19 protein-coding genes and 1 pseudogene are annotated in these 20679 nt (G+C 70.9%); 11 read left to right on the top strand and 9 right to left on the bottom strand.

The genetic code is table 11. From position 1 onward, the window contains the following. Nucleotides 1–127: 127 nt before the first annotated feature. The gene (locus AB0H84_RS42995; RefSeq protein WP_357617832.1) at nt 128–1936 is read left to right on the top strand and encodes a CocE/NonD family hydrolase; all 1809 of its coding nucleotides are present in this window, start codon (nt 128–130) and stop codon (nt 1934–1936) included. Between the two features lie 237 nt (nt 1937–2173). On the opposite strand, the gene AB0H84_RS42990 is transcribed toward AB0H84_RS42995, so the two are convergent. The 3 genes from AB0H84_RS42990 to AB0H84_RS42980 form a co-directional block, all read right to left on the bottom strand. Beyond that, on the bottom strand, nt 2174–3460 hold the full coding sequence (locus AB0H84_RS42990; protein WP_357617831.1) for a PHB depolymerase family esterase: 1287 nt from the start codon (nt 3458–3460) through the stop codon (nt 2174–2176). A gap of 656 nt (nt 3461–4116) precedes the next feature. Next, nucleotides 4117–4551, bottom strand: coding sequence for a hypothetical protein (locus tag AB0H84_RS42985; protein WP_357617829.1), 435 nt, complete (start codon nt 4549–4551; stop codon nt 4117–4119). A gap of 122 nt (nt 4552–4673) precedes the next feature. Next, complete coding sequence (locus AB0H84_RS42980) at nt 4674–6242, bottom strand: M28 family metallopeptidase (RefSeq protein ID WP_357617827.1); 1569 nt, start codon at nt 6240–6242, stop codon at nt 4674–4676. Between the two features lie 144 nt (nt 6243–6386). On the opposite strand from AB0H84_RS42980, the gene AB0H84_RS42975 reads away from it, so the two are divergent. Next, the gene (locus AB0H84_RS42975; RefSeq protein WP_357617825.1) at nt 6387–6773 is read left to right on the top strand and encodes a metalloregulator ArsR/SmtB family transcription factor; all 387 of its coding nucleotides are present in this window, start codon (nt 6387–6389) and stop codon (nt 6771–6773) included. Next, the gene (locus tag AB0H84_RS42970) at nt 6770–7477 is read left to right on the top strand and encodes a cation transporter (protein ID WP_357617824.1); all 708 of its coding nucleotides are present in this window, start codon (nt 6770–6772) and stop codon (nt 7475–7477) included. Before AB0H84_RS42975 ends, AB0H84_RS42970 begins: the two co-directional genes overlap by 4 nt. Nucleotides 7478–7627: 150 nt before the next feature. On the opposite strand, the gene AB0H84_RS42965 is transcribed toward AB0H84_RS42970, so the two are convergent. The 3 genes from AB0H84_RS42965 to AB0H84_RS42955 are packed head-to-tail and all read right to left on the bottom strand — an operon-like array spanning nt 7628 to nt 10476. Beyond that, a complete protein-coding gene (locus AB0H84_RS42965; RefSeq protein WP_357617822.1) occupies nt 7628–8875 on the bottom strand; it encodes an MFS transporter in 1248 nt (415 codons plus the stop codon). Between the two features lie 5 nt (nt 8876–8880). After that, nucleotides 8881–9969, bottom strand: a complete 1089-nt coding sequence (locus tag AB0H84_RS42960; RefSeq protein ID WP_357617820.1) for a PLP-dependent cysteine synthase family protein — start codon at nt 9967–9969, stop codon at nt 8881–8883. A 57-nt stretch (nt 9970–10026) separates the two neighbouring features. Then, nucleotides 10027–10476 (bottom strand): hypothetical protein, encoded by a 450-nt coding sequence (locus tag AB0H84_RS42955; RefSeq protein WP_357617818.1) that lies wholly within the window; start codon nt 10474–10476, stop codon nt 10027–10029. 186 nt (nt 10477–10662) lie between these two features. On the opposite strand from AB0H84_RS42955, the gene AB0H84_RS42950 reads away from it, so the two are divergent. The 5 genes from AB0H84_RS42950 to AB0H84_RS42930 all read left to right on the top strand — a co-directional run bounded on the left by AB0H84_RS42950 (nt 10663) and on the right by AB0H84_RS42930 (nt 16576). After that, nucleotides 10663–11952, top strand: a complete 1290-nt coding sequence (locus tag AB0H84_RS42950; RefSeq protein WP_357617816.1) for an aminotransferase class V-fold PLP-dependent enzyme — start codon at nt 10663–10665, stop codon at nt 11950–11952. Nucleotides 11953–12018: 66 nt separating this feature from the next. Further along, entirely contained in the window at nt 12019–12399 is a 381-nt protein-coding gene (locus tag AB0H84_RS42945) for a metalloregulator ArsR/SmtB family transcription factor (RefSeq protein ID WP_357617814.1), read from the top strand. Further along, nucleotides 12399–13304 (top strand): cation diffusion facilitator family transporter, encoded by a 906-nt coding sequence (locus AB0H84_RS42940; protein WP_357617812.1) that lies wholly within the window; start codon nt 12399–12401, stop codon nt 13302–13304. Before AB0H84_RS42945 ends, AB0H84_RS42940 begins: the two co-directional genes overlap by 1 nt. A gap of 46 nt (nt 13305–13350) precedes the next feature. Next, a complete protein-coding gene (locus tag AB0H84_RS42935; protein WP_357617810.1) occupies nt 13351–15261 on the top strand; it encodes a cytochrome c oxidase assembly protein in 1911 nt (636 codons plus the stop codon). A gap of 103 nt (nt 15262–15364) precedes the next feature. Next, nucleotides 15365–16576, top strand: a complete 1212-nt coding sequence (locus AB0H84_RS42930; protein ID WP_357617808.1) for a hypothetical protein — start codon at nt 15365–15367, stop codon at nt 16574–16576. Between the two features lie 16 nt (nt 16577–16592). Here AB0H84_RS42930 and AB0H84_RS42925 read toward each other — a convergent pair whose 3' ends face one another. Further along, nucleotides 16593–17564, bottom strand: a complete 972-nt coding sequence (locus AB0H84_RS42925; RefSeq protein WP_357617806.1) for a helix-turn-helix transcriptional regulator — start codon at nt 17562–17564, stop codon at nt 16593–16595. Between the two features lie 190 nt (nt 17565–17754). Here AB0H84_RS42925 and AB0H84_RS42920 point away from each other — a divergent pair, with 190 nt between their 5' ends. The 3 genes from AB0H84_RS42920 to AB0H84_RS42910 all read left to right on the top strand — a co-directional run bounded on the left by AB0H84_RS42920 (nt 17755) and on the right by AB0H84_RS42910 (nt 19886). Beyond that, nucleotides 17755–17988: a heavy-metal-associated domain-containing protein gene (locus AB0H84_RS42920; protein ID WP_357617804.1), complete on the top strand. Its 234-nt coding sequence runs from the start codon at nt 17755–17757 to the stop codon at nt 17986–17988. A gap of 123 nt (nt 17989–18111) precedes the next feature. Further along, nucleotides 18112–19236: a serine hydrolase domain-containing protein gene (locus AB0H84_RS42915; RefSeq protein WP_357617802.1), complete on the top strand. Its 1125-nt coding sequence runs from the start codon at nt 18112–18114 to the stop codon at nt 19234–19236. A gap of 50 nt (nt 19237–19286) precedes the next feature. Beyond that, nucleotides 19287–19886, top strand: a complete 600-nt coding sequence (locus AB0H84_RS42910; protein WP_357617800.1) for a TetR family transcriptional regulator — start codon at nt 19287–19289, stop codon at nt 19884–19886. A 95-nt stretch (nt 19887–19981) separates the two neighbouring features. Here the strand turns inward: AB0H84_RS42910 and AB0H84_RS42905 are convergent, their stop codons facing one another. Continuing rightward, nucleotides 19982–20146 (bottom strand): hypothetical protein, encoded by a 165-nt coding sequence (locus tag AB0H84_RS42905; RefSeq protein WP_357617798.1) that lies wholly within the window; start codon nt 20144–20146, stop codon nt 19982–19984. Between the two features lie 223 nt (nt 20147–20369). Further along, a pseudogene (locus AB0H84_RS42900) lies at nt 20370–20633 on the bottom strand (SAM-dependent methyltransferase); the annotation flags it as partial. Nucleotides 20634–20679 lie beyond the last annotated feature (46 nt).

Raw genomic sequence — 20679 nt, 5'->3', positions numbered from 1 at the left:
CGTACTATTCCGAATATTTCAAGGATTCTCGATTCTCTCTAAAGGGCGCGGCTGAAAGTAAAGTAGCGACAAATCCACCGAAAATCGTTACTCTTCCCGTGGCTAGTCATTGATCACGGGAGCGTAAATGGATCTTCGTGGTAAGGCATCGACGGCCGTCGGTGCACTGGTCACCATCGCCACCCTTGCCGCCGGCGGATTACCCGCGGCGGCCCAGGCAGGAGCCGCGACCGCGGCAGCCGAGGGCCCGGTCACGCACGAGCAGAACCCGCGGGTTCCCGAGGGCGCCGCGTGGACGGAGGCGTACTTCCCGTCCTCGGACGGCAGTGGGGTCGAGTTACACGCCGACGTGCTGCGGCCGGCGCACCTGCCTGCTGACGCCAAGACGCCGGTGATCGTCTCGGTCGGCCCCTACTTCGCGCACGTGGGGCAGACGTCGCCCGAGGGGTGGGACCGGGTCGGGCCGTCGGCGCGCTTCCGGGACTTCGTGGACGGCGCCAAGCTGATGGCGCGCGGCTACACCTTCGTGATGGTCGACCTGCGCGGCTTCGGCGGCAGCACGGGGTGCCTGGACTGGGTCGGCCCGGGTGAGCAGGCCGACGTCAAGGCCGCCGTCGAGTGGGCGGCCGGCCAGCCATGGTCGACCGGCAAGGTCGGCATGTACGGCAAGTCGTACGACGCCGTCACCGGGTTGGTGGGCAACAACCTCAAGCTGCCCAGCCTGAAGGCGGTCGTCGCCCAGGAGCCGGTCTGGGACATGTACAACTACCTGTTCAGCAACAAGGTTCCGCGGCCCAACGTCACGGGCACGCCGCAGGCGTACAACTCGATCGCGACGTTGCCTTCGTTGGCCGACGACAGCGACCGCTACAAGGCGAACGCGGCGTACGAGGCGAGCCACCCGCAGTGCCTGAGCGACAACCTCACCAACAACAACAACCCCGACCCGCAGTCGGCGTACTGGAAGGCCCGCAACCTGGCCGCCCAGGCCGCCGGCAGCAGCACGCCGCTGTTCGTGACCCAGGGGTTCATCGAGCCCAACACCAAGCCTGAGGACATGGACGAGTACCTGGCCAACCACCGGGGCCGCGAACGCGGTTGGCTCGGCCAGTGGCCGCACGTGCGGGGCAACGACACCGACGAGAACGGCCGGCTGCAGATGGGGCGTGCCGGCTGGTTCGACGAGGTGATGCGCTTCTACGACCAGCACCTGCTCGGCACCAAGCCGTCGGTGACCGACCCGGCGTACGCCATCGAGGACAGCCTCGGCCACTGGCGCGCCCAGCCGACCTGGCCGGTGGCCACGACGTCGTACGGCGTGCGGCTCTCCTCCGGCCGGTACGTCGACGACGGCGGCGGGGTCTCGGCGAAGGCCGCCCCGGAGGGCCGCTGGGACATGGAGCACGCGCCGCCGATCAAGCCGCTCTCCGACACCGAGAAGAGCCTGGCCAAGCGGGGCGACGCCGCCGCCAACAGCTTCTGGACCTGGTCCACGCCCGCGGCCCGGCCGCTCCGGCTCACCGCCACGCCGACGATCAGGCTGACCGCGAGCACGAGCGGGAACGTGATGGTCCGCCTGTGGGACGTCGCTCCGGACGGCCAGGCGACGATGTTCGACGAGAACGTCGCCCTGCTGGAGAAGGGCGGACCGATCTCGTTCGACCTGAAGTCGACCGACTGGACCTTCCAGCGGGGACACCGGCTGGGGGTGCAGATCGGCACCATCATCGAGACCGACGGCTGGGGCTGGCTGGACGTGCCCTCGGGCAACACGATCAAGGTCTCTGACGCGCGGCTGAGCCTGAACGTGCTGAACCCCAGGTTCGACGTGCCGACCCAGGGTGACCGCTCGCCGTACCTGGACGAGTACCTCGCGGCGAACACCACCACGCTGGACAACGTCGGTCCCGGCACCTTCCCGCTGAAGGTCTCGTAGGGCCGGCCGAGCGAGCGACTGCCCGGCACCCGCCACAGCGGCGGATGCCGGGCAGCCGTACCACAGCACGAACGCCACGTGCCCGAGGCTCCCGACGCCCGCCACCCCGGGCGGGAGGACGGCGATGGAGCCTCGGGTGGGCGTGCCCTCCACGGGCAGGCAGGCGGCCGGCAGCCGGCGCGCCGGTACGCGGAGCGTGCCCCGTACAAGAGGGGAGACGGACGGCTGATCAGCTCGTCAGGCGACGGTGCAAGCGGCTCCGTTCAGGGTGAAGGCGGCGGGCGCGGCGGTGTTGCCGGTGTGATTGGCCTGGAACCCGATGGTGGTGGAGCCGCCTGGCGCCAGCGACCCGTTGTAGCTGACGTTTTTCGCGGTGACCTGGCCGCTGGCCGGCGTGTACGTGGCGCCCCACCCGGAGGTGATCGTCTGTCCGCCGGGGAGGGTGAAGACCAGGGACCAGCCGTTGATGGCGGCCGAACCGGTGTTCGTGATCGTGATGTTCTCGGTCAGCCCGGTGTTCCAGGGGCTGATCGTGTCGCTGACCCGGCAGGCGCCGGTTCCGCCGCCGGGCGGAGGGTCGGTCGGCGGCGGGGTGTTCCCGTCGAGGCCGAGGAAGGAGATGGCGTAGGCCAGCATGCCGCTCATCGGCAGGTCATGGCCGACGCCGCTGACGCTGATTCCTTCGACGGTCGCCCGGGTCCCGGTGTCGCCGTACCTGGTCCGGGTCCAGGACGACTGCGGGTGGTCGGTGAACGCCGGAGTCTGGCTCAACCCGTGCAGGTTGGTCCACTGCTTGAGCTCTTCTCCGAAGTTCGGGTAGGCGAGGGTGGTGTCCGTGGTGCCGTGCCACAGCTGCATCCGTGGGTAGCGGCCCGTGTATCCCGGATACATCGACCGGGCCTGGTCGCCCCACTGCTGAGCGGTCTTGATGAGGTTCCCGCCGGAGCACTGGCTGTTCCAGAGGGAGCCGTTCGTGGTGGCGAAACACCCGGCGGGTACGCCGGAGAACGCCGCGCCGGCCGCGAACACGTCCGGGTATTCGGCGGCGAGGACATTGGTCATCATCGCGCCGGAGGAGAAGCCGCTGACCACGATCCGTGCGGGGTCGACGTTGTAGCGCTGCCGGGCGTAGGCCACCATCGCCATGATGCCGGTCGAGTCGCCGCCGCCGTTGCGCTTGAGCGCGCCCGCCGTGGACACGTCGAAGCAGTGGCCGTCCCGGGTGGCTTCGGGCAGCACGATGATGTACCCGTACCGGTCGGCCGCGGTGACGTAGTCGTGGCCGTTCCAGTTGAAGATCCCGCTGGCCGAACCGCCGCAGTAGTGGACCAGGACCAGCATCGCCGGCTGCGCCGCGACCTTGTCCGGGACGTAGATGTACATGTTCAGGTTCGTGGGATTGGTGCCGAAGTTGGTCACCCGGGTCAGCGACGCGGCGTCGGCGGGCCGGATCCCCAGGAGGACGCTGGCGGCGACCAGCACTGTGGCAGCGGCCGCGACAACGGCTCTCAGCCTCTGTTTCACGGCGGTCCTTTCTGCTTCGAGAAGATGTGCGTGACCGGAGTCCGTTGTCAGCGAAAACGCCTGATCCGCGGAGCGCGGCCTCTTTCTGCGCGGGGTGGTGGTACGGCGGAGCAAATACGAAACGGCGAATCCCGGTCAAGGCTGCGGCCTCTCCGCTCCGCCCTTTCTCCATGGGGAAGCGACCCTGAGCTGGTCCTATGAAGGAGCAGGCCGATGGGGCGCGAAGCGTGCCGCGCTGAAACTTTCAGTCCAGTGGAGTTTGTTCGGCCGAGCCAATTGGGGGAGGCGCAACTTTTCCGAAAGTTTCGGTGCGGATAATGGCCCTAGATCAGGGAAAGTCGGCTGCCGCCGGGCGCGGAGCGGCAGAACGAGCGGCGAATACCTTTACAGTTGCCGTGGTGATTTCCACACTGGTTTCCGACTGGCCTCCTCCTGCCGGGGTGGTGGTGGGCGGCAGCTACCGCCCTAGGTGACGCGGTCCGGCGACGGACGGCGTTCGATGCGGCGGCGCCGGCGATGTCCGTCCCCGCCCCCGACGACGCCGCCCCCGACGACGCCGGCACCCTTGGCGCCGCGGCCGCCCAGAGCGGCCGCTACATGGGTGTCGCCGTGGCGGCGTGCTGTCGATCCTGGAGCTGCTCGACAGCGGCGTCTTCTCACCCGAGCGAGCCGAGGCGATCCGTAAGAAGCTGCTCTAGCTGGGCCGCGATGTCGTCCAGCGGCTGGATGTCGCGCTTGGCCCGGCACAGGGCCACCGTGCCCTCCACGGAGGCGACGATCAGGGTGGCCAGCGGGCCGGCGTCCGCGACACCGTGTTCGCGCAGCGCCTCGGCCAGCAGCCGCTCCCATGCGGTGAAGACGGCGGCCGCGGCGGCGATCGCCTCGGCCTCGCCCTCGGCGGGCGGCTCCTCGACCGCCACGGCCAGCACCGGGCAGCCCGCGCGGAAGCCGCTGTCGAGCACCGTCCGCCGCCACAAGGCCAGGAAGGCGCGCAACCCGGCCACCGGACCCGCCGCCAGCTCGCGCCAGTGCCGTGGACACCAGATCACCGGCATGCCGTACGGCCTCGGCGGCCAGCTGCTGCTTGCCACGGGGGAAGTAGTGGTAGGTCGAGCCCAGCGGAGCCCCGCTATGAATCTACTTTGTAAAGGCGAGGGACTCGGCGTGCGCCCGCCGGAGCAGGGCAAGGCAGGACGCACGCCGACCCCATCATTCAGTTCTTGACTCTGCCGTGGATGTCGGCCCCGGTGCCGGCGGTGGCGCGCCGGGTGGCGGCCGCAGCACGCGTGTCGGGTCCGGGCAGGTCGGAGCTGAAGGCGTAGACGACGGCGGCCGTGGCGATGGCGCCGGTGTTCAGCGCGAGTGCCTTGTCGTTGATGTTGGCGATGGTGTCGCAGGCCTGGTGGTAGCAGGAGTCGTAGGGCTGGCCGGCGGTGCCGCCGAACAGCGCGGCCTCCTCGGCGGTCTTGACGCCTTCGGCTCCGGTGAACAGCCCGCCCGCGGGGATGCCGACCGCGATGAACGGCCCGTAGTCGGAGCGGCCGTCGAAGTCGGTGCCGTTGTGGCCCTGGCGCAGAGCGTCGAAGTACTTCTCGAAGAGCTTCTCGATCTCGTCGGATCCGGCCGGGCCGGCGGGGGCGCCGGTGGCGTCGGAGTCGTCACCGTCGTAGATCTTGAAGGCGTAGTTGGGCGAGGCCACCATGTCGTAGTTGAGGTACAGCTTGATCTTCGCGGCTTCGGCGGCCGGCAGGGACCCCACGTAGAACTCCGAGCCGAGCAGGCCCAGCTCCTCGGCGCTCCACCAGGCGAAGCGGAGCCGGTTCTTGGTGGGGATCTTGCCGAGCGCCTCGGCCACCGTGAGGATGGCGGCGCTGCCCGAGCCGTTGTCGTTGATGCCGGGTCCCGCGGTCACGGAGTCGAGATGGGCGCCGGCCATGACGACCTTGTTCGGGTCGCCCCACTTGGAGTCGGCGATCACGTTGTGGGTGGTGCGGAACTCGCTGACGGTGTCGGTCTTGATGCGGACGACGGTCGTGGCCGAGGCCAGTTCCTGGCCGACGGCGAAGCTGGTGCCGACGACGGGGATCGAGACGGGCTCGCCGAGGTTGCCGCGCAGGGTTTCGGTGCGGCCGGGCTGGCCTTCGTTGAAGATGATCGCGGCGACGGCTCCCGCGGCCTGGGCGTTCTGTGCCTTGACGACGAAGTTGCAGGTGCCGCGCTGCAGCAGGGCGATGTTGCCCGGGGTGAAGCCGGCGAAGTCCGAGGCTTCGCAGCCGGAGCTCGAACTGCTCGGTGTCGGGCCTGGTGGCAGGGTGAGGTCGACGTTCTGCAGGGTCGCGGTGACCTGGCCAGAGCCGGAGTAGCTCATGGTGGCGAACTCCCCGACGGACGAGCCGTCGGGCGGGGTCGGGGTGAAAGCCCGCGGGTTGGGCGAGATCCGCTCCATCGACGCGGTGGACAGTTCCTCGAAATAGGCGAACTCGAACGGCTGCACGGTGACCGTGTAGCCGGCCTTCTTCAGCTTGCTGACGACATAGTCGCGGGAGGCCGCGTGCCCGCTGGTGCCCGCCGCCCGGATGCCGTCGTTGGCGTCGGCGATCGACTGCAGGGCCTGCAGGTGCTTCTTGACGGCAGGTGCGGTGATGGAGTCGATCAGCTTCTTCTGGGCCGCGTTCGGTGCCGGGTCCGCGTACGCCGCGGCGGGGACGAGCGTGAGGGGTAAGGCGAGTGCCGTGGCCACGGTTAGGACGCGGAACACACCTCGGCGCGAACTGATGCGCATACAGGCTCCTCTGGCTTGCGCGAATCGGTGCAATATCCCCGAATGGGCGGCGTACGAGAACTTAGCTCGACATATCGGCATCAGGAAGACCCGAATCGCGCAGGCTGGTGTGCTGACATAACAGAATTGGGCTATCATCGCCATATGACGATTGATGGCGACGGTGGCCGTTGTGTGAGCGCCGACATCGCCGCCGGGATCTCTCCGGCGGCGGCACTGTTCCACTCCCTGGCCGACGAGACCCGGCTGCGCATCGTGCAACGCCTGGCCAGAGGGGAGGCGCGGGTGGTGGACCTGACCGCCGAGCTCAGGCTGGCCCAGTCCACCGTGTCCAAGCATCTGGCCTGCCTGCGCGACTGCCACCTGGTCGACTACCGGGCCCAAGGGCGCCAGTCGTTCTACTCGCTGACCCGCCCCGAACTGATGGACCTGCTCGCCTCCGCCGAGTACCTGCTGGCCGCCACCGGCCACGCGGTCGCTCTCTGCCCCGGCTCCGGCCAGGCGGGGCTCATGGAAGAAGCGGTGTCGTGACGGCGCTGGACCTGGGCCCGGCGCCGGCCCGCCGCGCCGTGCTGCGCCGCCGCGTCCGGCTGCTGGTCGCCGCGACCATCACCTACAACGTGATCGAGGCCGTGGTCGCCATCACCGCCGGCACCATCGCCTTCTCCTCGGCCCTGATCGGCTTCGGTCTCGACTCGGTCGTCGAGGTCGCCTCCGCCGCCGCGGTGGCCTGGCAGTTCTCCGCCGCCGACCACGAACGCCGCGAGAAGACCGCGCTGCGCGTGATCGCGTTCTCCTTCTTCGCGCTGGCCGCGTACGTCACCTTCGACTCCGTACGCGCCCTGTTCGGGGTGGGTGAGGCCGAGCACTCCACGCCCGGTCTGATCCTGGCCGCGCTCTCGCTGGCGGTCATGCCGTTCCTGTCGTACGCCCAGCGCCGCGCCGGTCGGGAGCTCGGCTCGGCCTCGGCTGTGGCCGACTCCAAGCAGACGTTGCTGTGCACCTATCTCTCGGCGGTGCTGCTGGCCGGGCTCGCGCTCAACAGCCTGTTCGGCTGGTCCTGGGCCGACCCGATCGCCGCGCTGGTCATCGCCGCCGTGGCGGTCAAGGAAGGGCGCGAGGCCTGGCGCGGCGATGCCTGCTGCGCCGTCCCCGCCGCGCCGGTCTCCGCGTCCGCCGAGCGTGACGGTTGCGCGGACGGATGCTGCTCTCCCGGTCAGGACGACCCGCGATGATCGGCCGCCCGATGCCCGCCCGCGTACGGGCCGCCTACCGCAGCGAGATGCGCGCCGCCCGCACCGCAGGCAGCGCCGATGCTCGCCGGCGGCATCTGGAGCGGGCGCCACCGACCTGCCTCAGGCACGCGCCACCCGCAGCAGGGCTGACTATCCGGGGTCAAGCCCGGCGAGGGCCACCCGGCCGGTGGGGGAGAGCCGGTGACGCCGGTCCAATCGCCTGACGGCCGCCGCCGAGGCCGTTCCTGTGACGGCCAGCAGCAGCCACGGCAGGCCGGCCAGGCCGGTGGCGCGGGCCGAGTCGAGCAGGGCGCCGGACAGCAGGTTCCCGGCCAGGATGCCGACGCCGGACAGCAGGTTGTACAGCCCGTAGTAGGTGCCGATCAGCCGGTCTCCCGCCATGTCGGCGATGGTGGCCATCTCGAACGGGAAGGCGACCAGCGTGCCGAGGGTGAGCAGGAGGGTGCAGAGCACGACGGGCGCCATCGCCCACCCCGGAGGGAGGGGCAGCTGGGCGGCCGCGGCGGGCGGCAGGAAAGCGGCCCCCATGAGCGCCAGGCCGCGGCTGATCGCCTGTCCGCGGCTCCACCGGGCCGAGCACCAGCCGGTCAGGCGCACCTGACCGGCGATGCCGAGCAGCGCCGAGAGGGCGTAGAGGGCCGTCACGCCGATCTCGCCTCCGCCGAGGCGCTGCACCTCTAGCGGCAGGGCCAGATACATCTGGTACGACAGCGCGTACGAAGCGATCATCGCCGTGGCGAAGGAGACGAACGCCCGGTCCCTGAACGCCCGCCGCCAGTCGCGCAGCACCGGCTGCTCCTCCCGCGCCGGGCCGCGCCGGGCCGGCAGGCACCAGCCTTGCAGGACGGTCAGGACCGCGAAGATCGCCGCGGCGGAGAGGCACACGGCGGTGAAGCCGGTCTTCAGCAGCGCGATGCCGACCAGCGGGCCGAGCAGGATGCCGCCCTGGTAGAAGACGTTGAACACGGCGAAGGCGGCGACCTTGCGCTCCCCGGCCGCGACCGCCAGGTATGCGCGGGCCGCCGGATTGAACAGCGCACCCGCGAAGCCCGTCACGACGGCGGCCACGATCAGCAGAGGCAGTGACGTGGTCAGCCCGAACAGCGCGAACCCGACCGTCCGCAGCGCACAGCCGAGCATGATCAGCGGCTTGTAGCCGAGCCGGTCGGCCAGGGTGCCGCCGATCAGGAACATGCCCTGCTGGCTCATGTTCCGCAGGCCGAGGACCAGCCCGATCGTCCAGGCCGCCAGGTCCGCGCCGCTCGACAGGTGCTGGGCGAGATAGGGCATGAGCATGTAGAAGCCGAGGTTGATGCCCGCCTGGTTGACCTGCAGCAGCTGGATCGACCGGTCGAAGGAGCGGAACTCCCGCAGCACGCCGCTCACCTCGTGCCTGCCAGCGGGTCCGTCACGGTGGTGCAGCGCGTCCAGCGGCGCACCTCCCGCTCGGTCGGTACGTCCAGCACGTCCGGCTCCTCGGCCGGTACGGCGCCCAGCAGGCCGTGGGCGCGGCAGTAGTCGTCGTCGAAGACGGTGTTCCAGTACCGCCACGGCCCGTCGGGAAAGACCGCGACGATGGCCTGTCCGGGGGCGGTGCGGGCCAGCCAGCGGGCCACCAGGGTGACCGCGCCGGTGCTCCAGCCACCCGAGACGTAGTGCCGGGCGGCCAGGGTGCGGCAGGCCCAGACCGCCTCGGCCGGGCTGACCCAGTGCACCTCGCTGAAGGCGTCGTAGGCGACGTTGCGGGGATGGATGCTGGAGCCGAGCCCGCGCATCAGCCGGGGCCTGGCGGGCTGGCCGAAGATGGTCGAGCCGACGGTGTCCACCCCGACCAGCCTCAGGTCGGGGAAGTGGTGGCGCAGGACGTTGTGGATGCCGGCGCTGTGCCCGCCGGTGCCGACCGAGCACACCAGCGTGTCGATGTGCGGGAGCCGGCCCAGCAGCTCGTGGGCGAGCCCGGCGTAGGCGTCGACGTTGTCCGGGTTGTTGTACTGGTCGGGGCAGTAGGCGCCGGGAGTCTCGGCGAGCAGGCGCTGGACCCGCTCGCGGCGGGCCTGCTGCCAGCCGCCGACCGGGTGCGGCTCGGTGACGATCTCCAGCCGTACGCCGTAGGAGGCGAGCAGCCGGCACATCAGCGGCTCCATCCCGGGGTCGCCCACCAGCACGACTGGATGGCCGAAGACGATCCCGGCCAGGGCCAGGCCCAGCCCCAGGGTGCCGCTGGTCGACTCGACGATCGTCGCGCCCGGCCGGAGATCCCCCCGGGCCCGCGCCCGGCGCACCATGTGCAGGGCGGGACGATCCTTGATGCCGCCGGGGTTGAAGCCTTCCAGCTTGGCCCAGAATCCTCCTCCCGGTACGAACGGCTCCGAAATGAACGCCAGCGGCGTATTGCCGACGGTCAGCGAAAGCGACGAAGAATGGGCGGCGGGCGCCTCTTGCGGGCGCGCGGAAGTAGTTTGTGATGGCATGGGTGAATTCCCGGAAGTGAATGACGCAATTCGGACGACTGACGGAGGTCATGACTCCTATATGCGCATCACGCAGAGATTTCCCAGACGGGGCGCGGCAGGGCGGGCCGCACACGCGTGGGCGATCGCGATCTCGGCGACGCCGTGTGCGGTGGGCGCCGACCGGGTCGCCGGGGTGGCCACGGAGAGGGGCGTGTCGGCCAGGCCGGCCGCCGAGCAGCAGTCCGGTTCGGTGCCGTGCCGGTGACGCGTCGGCAACTCCCGATGCAGGCACGGCGCGGCGTCCATGGCGGCGTCCATGGCGGTGTCCATGGCGGTGTCCATGGCGGTGTCCACGGCGGTGTCCTGCATGTGGGCGCCGTCGATGGCCGGCTCCGACAACTCCACGGCCGCGCACGCGCCGCCATGGGCGAACACCACGCCGATGAGCAGCACGAGCACGAGCGCCGCACGCGCCGTCAGCCGACCGGCCGGGCGGTGGGAGCGGATCGTTCGTGTCGTGAGCATCACCGGTGATGATGCCCGCGAGCCCACCGGACGCGCCCGGCGAAATCAAAGATTCCGGTAAAGCTCCCGCCGCCATTCTTCCCGAAAGACATCTCACGACACGAATAAATGAAGGCCGTGCCGTACTGCGATCGAGGTGACACTGGACATTCGCGTATCTCTGCCGACTTACAGGTGGTGTTTTTCGTGACCCTGACGAGACGCCGGGTCGTCGCCGGGCTCGGCGCGATCGCCGCGGGCCCCGCGGCCGCCGACGTGCTCTTCGCGCCGCGCGGCAGCACCCCCGAGGAGGTGGCCCGCGATGAGCGCTTCTGGGCCGGCGTCGCCCGCCAGTTCCGGGTGAGCCCCGACTTCGTGAACCTGGAGAACGGCTACTACGGCATCATGTCCGAGCCCGTCCGCCGGGCGTACCACCGCAATATCGACCTGCTCAACGAGCAGAGCTCTCACCTGCTGCGCACCACGTACAAGGCCGGCGCCGACCGGATCCGCGACCGCATCGCCGGGCTGCTCGGCGTGTCGCGGGACGAGATCGCGCTCACCCGGGGCGGCACCGAAGCCCTGCAGAACCTCGTCGCCGGCTACCGCCGCCTGCGCCCCGGCGACGCCGTCATGTACGCCGACCTGGACTACCACAGCGGCCAGTACGCCATGAACTGGCTACGGGAGCGGCGTGGCGCCGAGGTCGTGCGCATGGTCATCCCCGAACCGGCCACGCGCCAGGCGGTGCTGGACGCCTACGAGCGCGCGCTGCGCGAGCACCCGAAGGTCAAGCTGCTCCTGCTCAGCCACATGAACAACCGCACCGGCCTGGTCACGCCCGTCGGTCGGATCGTGTCCATGGCGCGCCGGCGGGGAGTGGACGTGATCGTGGACGCCGCCCACTCCTGGGGACAACTCGACTTCACCCTCGCCGACCTCGACGCCGACTTCGCCGTCTTCTCCCTGCACAAGTGGATGGGCGTGCCGCTGGGCGCCGGATTCCTCTACATCCGCGCCGGCCGCCTGGCCGACATCGACCTCCTGTACGCCGACGAGACCTACCCCGCCACCGACATCCGCTCCCGGGTGCACTCCGGCACCATGAACGTCGCTCCCGTCCTCACCGTGGACGCCGCCCTGGACTTCCACGACAACCTGGGCGCCGCGGTCAAACAGGCCCGCCTGCGGTTCCTGCGCGACCGCTGGGTCCGGCCGCTCCGCGATGTCGGGAACCTGGAGATCCTCACCCCGGACGAAGACGGCATGTACGGCGCCATCACCGCGTTCCGGCTCCGCGGCCGCACCACCGAAGCCGACAACACCGCCATCGCCGACCGCCTGATGAACGAGCACCGGATCTTCACCGTCGCCCGGACGGGCATGGCCGGCGGTGGCGCCGTCCGCGTCACGCCCGCCCTGTTCACCTCCGCGGAGGACATCGACCGGTTCGCCGCCGCCCTCCGCGAGCTCTGCCGGCAGGAGGCGCGCTCTTGACACGGCATCCAGGAATCGTCCTATCTTGTTCATATGAATGGTTCTTCAGATAAGAGCGTGTTGGCGATGGACGGATGCGCTGCCAAAGTAGTGGACGCCGACCGGGTGGCCGCCGTCTGCGAACGGATGCCGGCCGCCGAGGACCTGACCGACACCGCGGACATCTTCGGCCTGCTGTCGGACCCCAACCGGCTGCGGCTGCTGGTCGCCCTGCTTGACGGCGAGTTGTGCGTATGCGACCTGGCCGCGGTCACCGGCCAGAGCGAGTCGGCCGTCTCCCACGCCCTGCGGCTGCTGCGCGCGCACCGCATCGTCGCCGCGCGCCGCTCCGGCCGGATGGCCTACTACCGTCTGGAGGACCCGCACGTACGGATGCTGCTCGACCTGGCGCTCGCCCACACCGAGCACACCGACGCCATCCACCCCGAACGCGCCGGGAACACCTGATGGGCGCCGGACACGGACACGGGCACGGGCACGCCGGAAGCCGTCACCGGTGGCGGCTGGCGGCCTCCTTCGCCCTGATCGGCTCCTTCTTCGTGGTCGAGCTGGCCTTCGGGCTGGTCTCGGGCTCGCTGGCGCTGCTGTCGGACGCCGGCCACATGGCCGCCGACGTCGTCACCCTCGGCGCGGCCCTGATCGCGACCAGGATCGCCACCCGCCCCGACACCACCGGACGCCGCAGCTACGGCTCCTACCGGGCCGAGGTGTTCGCGTCCCTGCTGGCCGTCACGCTGATGCTCGCCGTCGCCCTGTACGTGGTCATCGAGGCCATCGGCCGCATCGGCGGGCCCGCCGAGGTCTCCTCCGGCCCGATGCTCGTCGTCGGCGCCATCGGCCTCGTGGTGAACGTCGTGGCGCTGTTGCTGCTGCGCGCGGGCGCGAGCGAGAGCCTCAACGTCAAGGGCGCCTACCTGGAGGTCGTCGCCGACACCGCCGGGTCCGTCGGCGTCATCATCGCGGGCTGGCTCGTCACCGCCACCGGCCAGACGTTCTGGGACACGGTCGTCGCGCTGGCCATCGGGGTCTTCGTCGCCGTCCGCGCGATCTCGCTCGGCCGCCAGGTCTTCGCCGTGCTCGGCCAGCACGTACCCGAAGGCATGGACGCCACCGCGGTCGCGAAGGACCTGGCCGCGATCGACGGCGTACGCGACGTGCACGACCTGCACCTGTGGACCCTCACCTCCGGCATGAACGTCGCCACCGCCCACCTCGTCACCACCGACCAGAACGACAACCACTCCGTGCTGGACCAGGCCCGCGACCTGCTGCGCCGGCGCCACGGCGTCGCCCACGCCACCCTGCAGGTCGAGCCCGCCGATCACCAGGGCTGCGACGAGCTCGGCTGGTGACCCCACCCGCGCGAACCGACCCGCAGAATGCCGCGTATCCCCATGTATGCGCTGGAGCCTGACAGCGGACTCAAGGGTCGGTCCGACACGCAAGCGCGCCTGGACGCCGCCCCGCCCCGGCCGGCCGGGCCTCCTCGACGGGCGGCGTCAGCGGATCCACGCCGGCACCGCGTCGATCGCCGCGGGCCTCGTGGTGCTGGCCGTGGTGCTGGCCGTGGTGCTGGCCGTGGTGCTGGGCATGGCCCTGGGCCAGGGCACGCGGGAGCCGGCCATCGCCGGGCTGCCCACCGCCGGGCCGCTCACCGCATGGGGACTGCCGCTGGTCCGGTTCTGCTACCACCTGTGCTCGGTCGCCACCGTGGGAACGCTCCTCGCCGCCGCCGTGCTCGCCCCGCCCGCATCGCCCCAGAAAGCGGCCTGCCTGCGCGCGGCGGGCCGCTGGGCGCTCGGCTGGGCGGTCACCGGCCTGCTGAGCTACCTGCTGACCCTGTCGGAGATCACCGCGCTGCCCGTCCCGGACCTGCTCGCCTCTCCTGAGCTGCTGGGCTTCAGCCTGTCCATCCCGCAGGCCCGCGTGCTCCTCCTGGTGGCGGCCATGGTCGTCGTGGCGGCCGCGGCCACGCGGCTGCGGCGCCTGCCCGCGTGGATCCCGCTGGCGATCACGACGTTCGCGCTTCTGCCGCCCACCTCTGTCGGCCACGCGGCCTCCGCCGCCGGCCACGACATCGCGGTGTCGGCCCTGATGACGCACCTGCTCGCGGTGTCGCTCTGGGTCGGCGGCCTCGGCGCGGTGCTGCTGCATTTCCGTCACTCCGGCGATCTACGCGCGGTGCTCGCCCGGTTCAGCACGATCGCCCTGTGGTGTTTCGCGGGCGTGGCCGTCTCCGGTCTGGCCGCCGCATGGGTCCGGCTGAACGCGATCTCGGACCTGTGGGGGAGCGCCTATGGGGGGTTCCTGCTGGCCAAGACCACCGCGCTGGCGATCCTCGCCGTGTTCGGCCGGACCCACCGCCGCCGTACGGTCGCGCGCGTCGCCGACCGGAGCGTACGCCAGGTCTTCATCCGGCTGGCCGCGGGCGAGCTGATCGTGATGGTGGCGGCCATGGCCCTGGCCGTCGGCCTCTCCCGGACTCCGCCGCCGGCCCCGCAGATCGACGGCGGGCACCTCTTCCGCGTGCTGGAGTACGATCTGGCCCCCTTCACGCCCACCGCGCTGCTCACCGAGGCCCGCCTGGATCCGATGGTCCTTCTGCTGCTGGCCCTGCCGGCGATCGGCTACCTGGCCGGCGTGCGGCGGGTCGCCTCCTGGCCGCTCGGCCGCACGCTCGCCTGGTACACCGGCCTGGCGCTGATGGCACTGGTGCTGCTCGGCGGCGTCGGAGGGTACGCGCGGGTGATGCTGTCGGTCCATGCCCTGCAGCAGACCGTCCTCGCCGTCCTGGCCCCGCTGCTGCTCTGCCTCGGCGCGCCGCTCACCCTGGCCGCGCGGGCCACCCCAGATCTCCGTACGGGGACGCGCCGCCCCGGCCGGCCGGCCGTCCTGGTCTGCCTGCCGATCGCCTACATGCTGGGCTTCCCGCTCCTGTACCGCACCGGCTGGCTGGCCTGGGCCCTGCCGGAGCACGCCGCTCACCTGGCCACCGAGCTGGGGTTCTTCGGCGCCGGCTCAGTGGTGTTCTGGATGCTGGCGGGTGTGGACCCGCTGCCGCCCCGGATCTCCTGGGCGGTCCGCGCCGGGCTGCTGGCCGCCGTCGGGGTGGTGCAGCTGGCCGTGGGCGCCCTGCTGCTGTTCGGACCTCCGGTCGCGGCCGACTGGTTCCTGCTGGCGGCGCCGCCCGGCGCGCCGGACCCGCTCAGCGATCAGCGGCTGGCCGCGGTCGCCTACCTGCTGGTCGCGCTGCTGCCGCTCGCGCTGCTCGCCGTACGGCTGGCACGCTCACGTGAAGGCAGCACGTGAGCGCTGCCACGACGGTGTGCACAAGTCGTGATGGAAATGATCCGGCTGGGGGATCATGCCCGCCCGTACGCTACGACGAAAGGGGAACAACGGGGAGGCATGCATGTCGTTCATGACGCGGATGACGGCGGCGTTCAAGGGAGAGGTCCGGGCCGACGAGCTCGAGGCCTATCGCCGGGCGGGCGGGCTCGTCTACACCGAGCTGGAGCGGGCGGAGGCGCTGCGCTCCCGGTTAGCCGCCGAGGGGGTGAACCTGTGGCACGGCCCGCAGGCCGCCGCCGGGCAGCTGCTGTGCACGTGGAACGCGTTCGTTCTGCAGGCCATCGGGGAGCACCTGCTCGACGCGGACTACGCCGCCGACCCGAGCACCGTGGGCTACGTGCCGCAGGTCACCGCTGAGCAGGTCGACGCCTGCTTCGCCCAGGTGGAGAGCTGGGTGTCACGAGCCCGCCAGGCCGCGGGAAACTCCCGCTACCTGGTGGAGAACGAGCTGCTGCTCCCCGCTGACCTGCCCGGATGGGCCGAGGCCAGCCCATGTCCGCTGCCGCACCTGCACGGCATGCTCGCCGCCTCGCGCGCGATCCGTCAGCACGCCGAGGTCGCGCTCGGTGTCTTCGAACAGACCGTCGCCGACGCCGACAGGCATCGCCCCGCACTGGAACGGCTGCGCCAGCTGGCCGCCGAGGCGGCGACGACCGCCGACTACGCCGAAGGCCTGCTCGACGCCGACCCGGCACCGCGCATGCACGAGGCCATCGAGCAGCGCCTGCAGCGAGCTCTGGAGATCTACTACCACCTCGGCCAGCTCATCGCGATGCCCGGTCTGATCGCCGGCTACCAGGGACCAGGTGTACGGCAGGCCGTCCCGCCCGCCGACCTGAGGGTCGCCGACGCCCGCAACTTCGACCCGTGGTGCCTGACCGACCCGCAGAAGCGGAGCTTCTGGCAGGCCGACCCGCGGGCGCACCAGGCGATCAAGGAGATGTGGGACTACGACCCGGCCCCCGCCCTCACCTTGCGCATCCAGGCCGAGATCGACGCCGCCCGGCAGAACGGCGCGATCACCTTTGCCACCGACGCCCAGGGCAAGCCGTTCGGCAGCTACTACTGCTGCCCCTTCTCCGCGATCTACCTGGTGCGCCGTCCGGTCGTCATCGCCGGCCGGGCGCTGCGGGCGATGCAGCAGTTCACGCTGGAGGTGTCGGCCGAGGACGTGCCGAAGGGCGGCCCGTTCAAGCGGGAGCTCATCGTCGCCAGCTTCAGGCCGACGGACAAGATCGACTACTGCGACCCGGACGGCCTGCACGGCGACTGACGCCGCGCGTCACGATCTAGTCCAGCCAGCCGAGCCTGGCGGCGCGTACGCCGGCCTGGAAGCGGCTGTCCGCCCCCAGGATCGCCATCAACTCGGCGACGACCCGGGTCACGGTGCGATTCGACACGCCCAGCTTGCGGGCGATCACGTCGTCCTTGGCGCCGGTCGCCAGCAGGCGCAGCACCGCGTGCTGCTGCCCCGTCATCGCCATGCCGTGCCGCGGTACCTCCTGCGGCTCTGAGGCCGTCAGCCAGAGGTAGTCGTAGATCGCGGCCAGCGATCTGACCACGTTGCCGCCGCGGATCAGCACGGCGCCGGCTCGGAGGTCCTCGGGGTCGGCCTGGATGATCGCGATGCGCCGGTCGTACACGAGCATGCGCGTCGGGACGATGGGCGCGAACCGGATCTCGATGCCCTCCGACGCGCGTGCGCGCAGATGGTCGCGCACGAGCGGGTCGGACAGCGCGATCTGCGCGTGGAGGGCGCGGATGCGGACGCCTCTGCTCAGTGAGACCTTGTTGCGCTCGACGCCGCCGTCCAGCCTCTGCGGGGTCCAGTTCGCGGCCGGGTGCAGCTCCGCGATCTCGTGCTGCGCCATTTCCGCCAGCTCGTTGAGGCGCTGGTTGAGGCGGGTGGCACGCTCCTCGCGCGGATAGAACTGCACCGAGGTGTCGTCGCCGGCCGGCCGGGCGAGTCCCAGGTAGTTCTTGGCCAGCGAGGCGGTCAGGACGTGCTGTTCCACCAGTTTGTCCAGTGCTCGATGGCTGCGTTCGAGGTTGAGTGCCAGGGCCGCGGCCGCCTCGATGCTGAGCTCCGATTCGGGGCTGAGCAGGCCGAGGTGGATCAGGCGGTTCCGCACGGTCTCCTGCTGGGCTTCGGTGAGGCCCAGAGCGGCGGACGCGTCGGCGACGGTCTCGCCTCTGGTGTGGACGCGTTCGTACAGGGCCTGGGCGAGGCGGTCTTCCTCGGAGGGTGAGGCGTCGGTCATGTGGTGGTCCCGTCGTTGCCGGACAAACGCGCAAACCATGGCACAGCCCCGTGTGCTTCTCCAATCCGGCATGTCTGTTTCTCGCCATGGCGTGACTCGGAAGCCCCGAAGCCTGTCACTGGACGCCTGCCGCGGGCAGGATCTTCAGCAAGGCGCGCCGTTCCCAATCGTTCCAACCCTTGGAGTATGGATGATCACTGTCGCCTACAGTCTGGTCACCTACCACGTCAGCGGGCTGTCCACGGAGTGCTGCGAGCACTGCCTGGCGAGCGTCCGGTCCGAGCTCATCCTGGTGCCCGGCGTCGTCGGCGTGGACCTGAACCTCGAGGAGTCGAAGATCAGCATCCTGACCGACGGCCCTGTCGACGACGGCCGGGTCAAGGAAGCGATCGCGGCCGCCGGATGCGATGTCCTGAGCTCCTGACGGACGCGGCCGAGTCTCCGGAGGCCGGTACGCCCGGCTTCCGGAGACCCGGCCTCCATTGTCCTTGATACCCACCATAGGTATATTCCGAGTCAAGGATCATACGTACAGGGGGTATGTGAAGTGAGCGAAGAGTCCGGGAGATTCGCTGCGGCGCCGGTCGAAGGGTTCGTCGCCGACGGGTACGACAAGGTGCTCGAGGTGTTCCAGAAGCTGGTGCACGACGGACGGGAGACCGGGGCCGGGGTGTCGGTCTGGCGGGACGGCCGGGAGGTCGTCCGGCTGAGCGGGGGATGGGCCGACGCCGCGCGGCGCCGCCCCTGGCGCGCCGACACCCTCGTCCAGCCGTACTCGCTGTCGAAGGCGTTCGTGACGCTCGCCGCCCTGGTGGCGGTGCGCGACGGCGCACTGGCGCTGGACGAGCCGATAGCCCGATACTGGCCCGCGTACGGGATCAGGGGCAAGGAGCGCACCACGCTGCGCCAGGTGCTCACGCACCGGGCAGGGCAGCCCCGGTTCCCGGACGAAGCCGCGGGCCTGGACCTGCTCGATGATGCCGGGCTGCGCGAAAGCCTGGTGCGGGCGGCGCCGGAGTACGCTCCCGGAACCTCGCTCGGGGAGCACGCGCTGACCTATGGGCACCTGGTGGACGGGATCCTGCGTGCGGCCGCTGGCACCACGCTGGGGGAGACGTTCAACGAGGTCGTACGGCCCGCCCTGGAGCTCGACGCCTGGTTCGGGGTGCCGGATGACGCGCTCGAGCGCGTCGCCGACCTGGAGTACGCCGCCCCGGGCTGGCCGCGCCGGCTGCATGCCGCGCCGTGGCTGCGGATTCCCGACGGGACCTTGGACGTCGAGCGGGCGAACTCCAGGGCCTGGCGGCAGGCGGTGTTCGGCGCGGTCAACCTGCACACGACGGCGACCGCCATGGCGCGGTTCTTCTCCCGGCTGACCGGAGCCGACAGCCCGGTACGCGCCCTGCTCGGGCCGGAGCTGCACGCCGACCTCCTCGCCTCCCAGGTCACGGATTTCGACGAGGTCTTCGGCACCAGGATCACCTGGACGCTGGGCTTCGTCCGGGACCGCGGCAAGATCGCCAAGGGCGGGATCGGCGGCTCGGCGGCCTGGTGGTCGCTCAACCACCACCACGGCTGTGCGTATGTGACGCGACGGCTGGACGACCACTCCCGCGCCGCGGAGATCGCCGCCGCGCTGGGCGACGACCTGAGCGTGGTGGGCGAGGACTGACCATCCCGCCGCACCCGTGGCACTGAGGCCGCCGTCGTAGGGTGGATCCCATGGTGAGGACAGCGGCACGACAGCCCGTACCCGCTCGGCGCGCGGACGCCGAGCGCAACATCGCCGCGATCCTCGACGCGGCGACCCGGCTGCTCAGCGCCGACGCCGGGGCGAGCGTGGCCGACATCGCCAAGGCCGCGGGGGTGGGGAGGGTGACGCTGTACGGCCACTTCCCGTCGCGGGAGGCGCTGATGGACGCGGTGCTCGATCACGCGGTGGACGTGGCGGACGCGGTGCTGGCGGACGAGTCGATCGACACGGCACCCGCGCCGGAGGCCATGGCGAGGCTGCTGCGGTCGTCCTGGGAGGTGCTCGACCGGCACCGCCGCCTGTTCCTGGCCGCTGACCGGGTCCTGGCCACGGAGCGGATCCGGGAGCACCATGAGCGGCCGTTGCGGCGGGTGGAGCGGCTCATCGTGCGCGGGCAGCGCGACGGCGACTTCCGCACCGACCTGCCGCCGGCCTGGCTGGTGACGACGTTCTTCTCGATCATCCACAGTGCCGCGCAGGAGCGCGAGACGGGCCGGCTGGCGCCCGAGGAGGTCGAGCCGGTGCTGATCAAGACGATGCTGTCGCTGCTCTCCCCGCCCGAAGGGTGACCCGCACACGCTGAGCCGCGCCGCCCGTCGGCCAAGTGCGGTCCGTTGGCCATGGACAGCGTGGGCCCGGCTCTCCGGAGGTCCAGAGGCCGGGGTTATGACCCCGGTGTCCGCCGGTGCAGCGTGAACCAGTACGTGGGTACGGGGTTGGTGCCGGGGGTGACGTCGGCGAGCTCCCAGCCGGTGAAGCGGGTGCGGAGCTCGTCGGCGGTGACGCCGGTGAAGCCGTCGTCGAACGGTTCCGGGCCGTACCCGAACATCAGCAGCCGGGCGCCGGGAGCGGCCCGGGCGGTGACCCCGGCGGCGTAGGCGTCGCGGCGGTGCGTGGGAATGCCGCAGTAGCAGCTCAGGTCGAAGAAGAGGCTGAAGCCCTCGCCGACGGCGAGTCCGTCCAGCCGGGTGACGTCGCCGCGCAGCAGCAGGGGCCGTACGCCCGCCGCGCCGGCCTTCCTTGGCCCGCTGGATCGCGCGGCCGACGAGGTCGACGCCGACGACGTCCCAGCCGTTGCGCGCGAGGTAGACGGCGTTGGTCCCGGTGCCGCAGCCGAGGTCGAGCGCGCGCCCGGGAGGCAGCGCGTGCGGCCCCTCGACCGCGTCGACGAGCTCGGGAGCCGGGATGCCGCTGTCCCACGGCGGCTTGCCGGACAGGTAGTAGGCCTGCAGCGTTCGCTTGACCGCGAGCTCGCGGCCGCGTTCGGAGCGCCTCCCCAGGCTGCTGAGCCGCCATGCGAGGTGAGCCACGTTCATGTCGTCCTCCGGAACTATTTAGAGTTGATCTCTAGACGACAACTCT

Origin of the sequence: Nonomuraea sp. NPDC050786, from assembly GCF_040654115.1 — a bacterium.
In the GTDB taxonomy this organism is placed as follows: Bacteria; Actinomycetota; Actinomycetes; order Streptosporangiales; family Streptosporangiaceae; genus Nonomuraea.
Note: the sequence above shows the minus strand (reverse complement) of the source record. Positions and strands in the feature narration are given on the sequence as shown.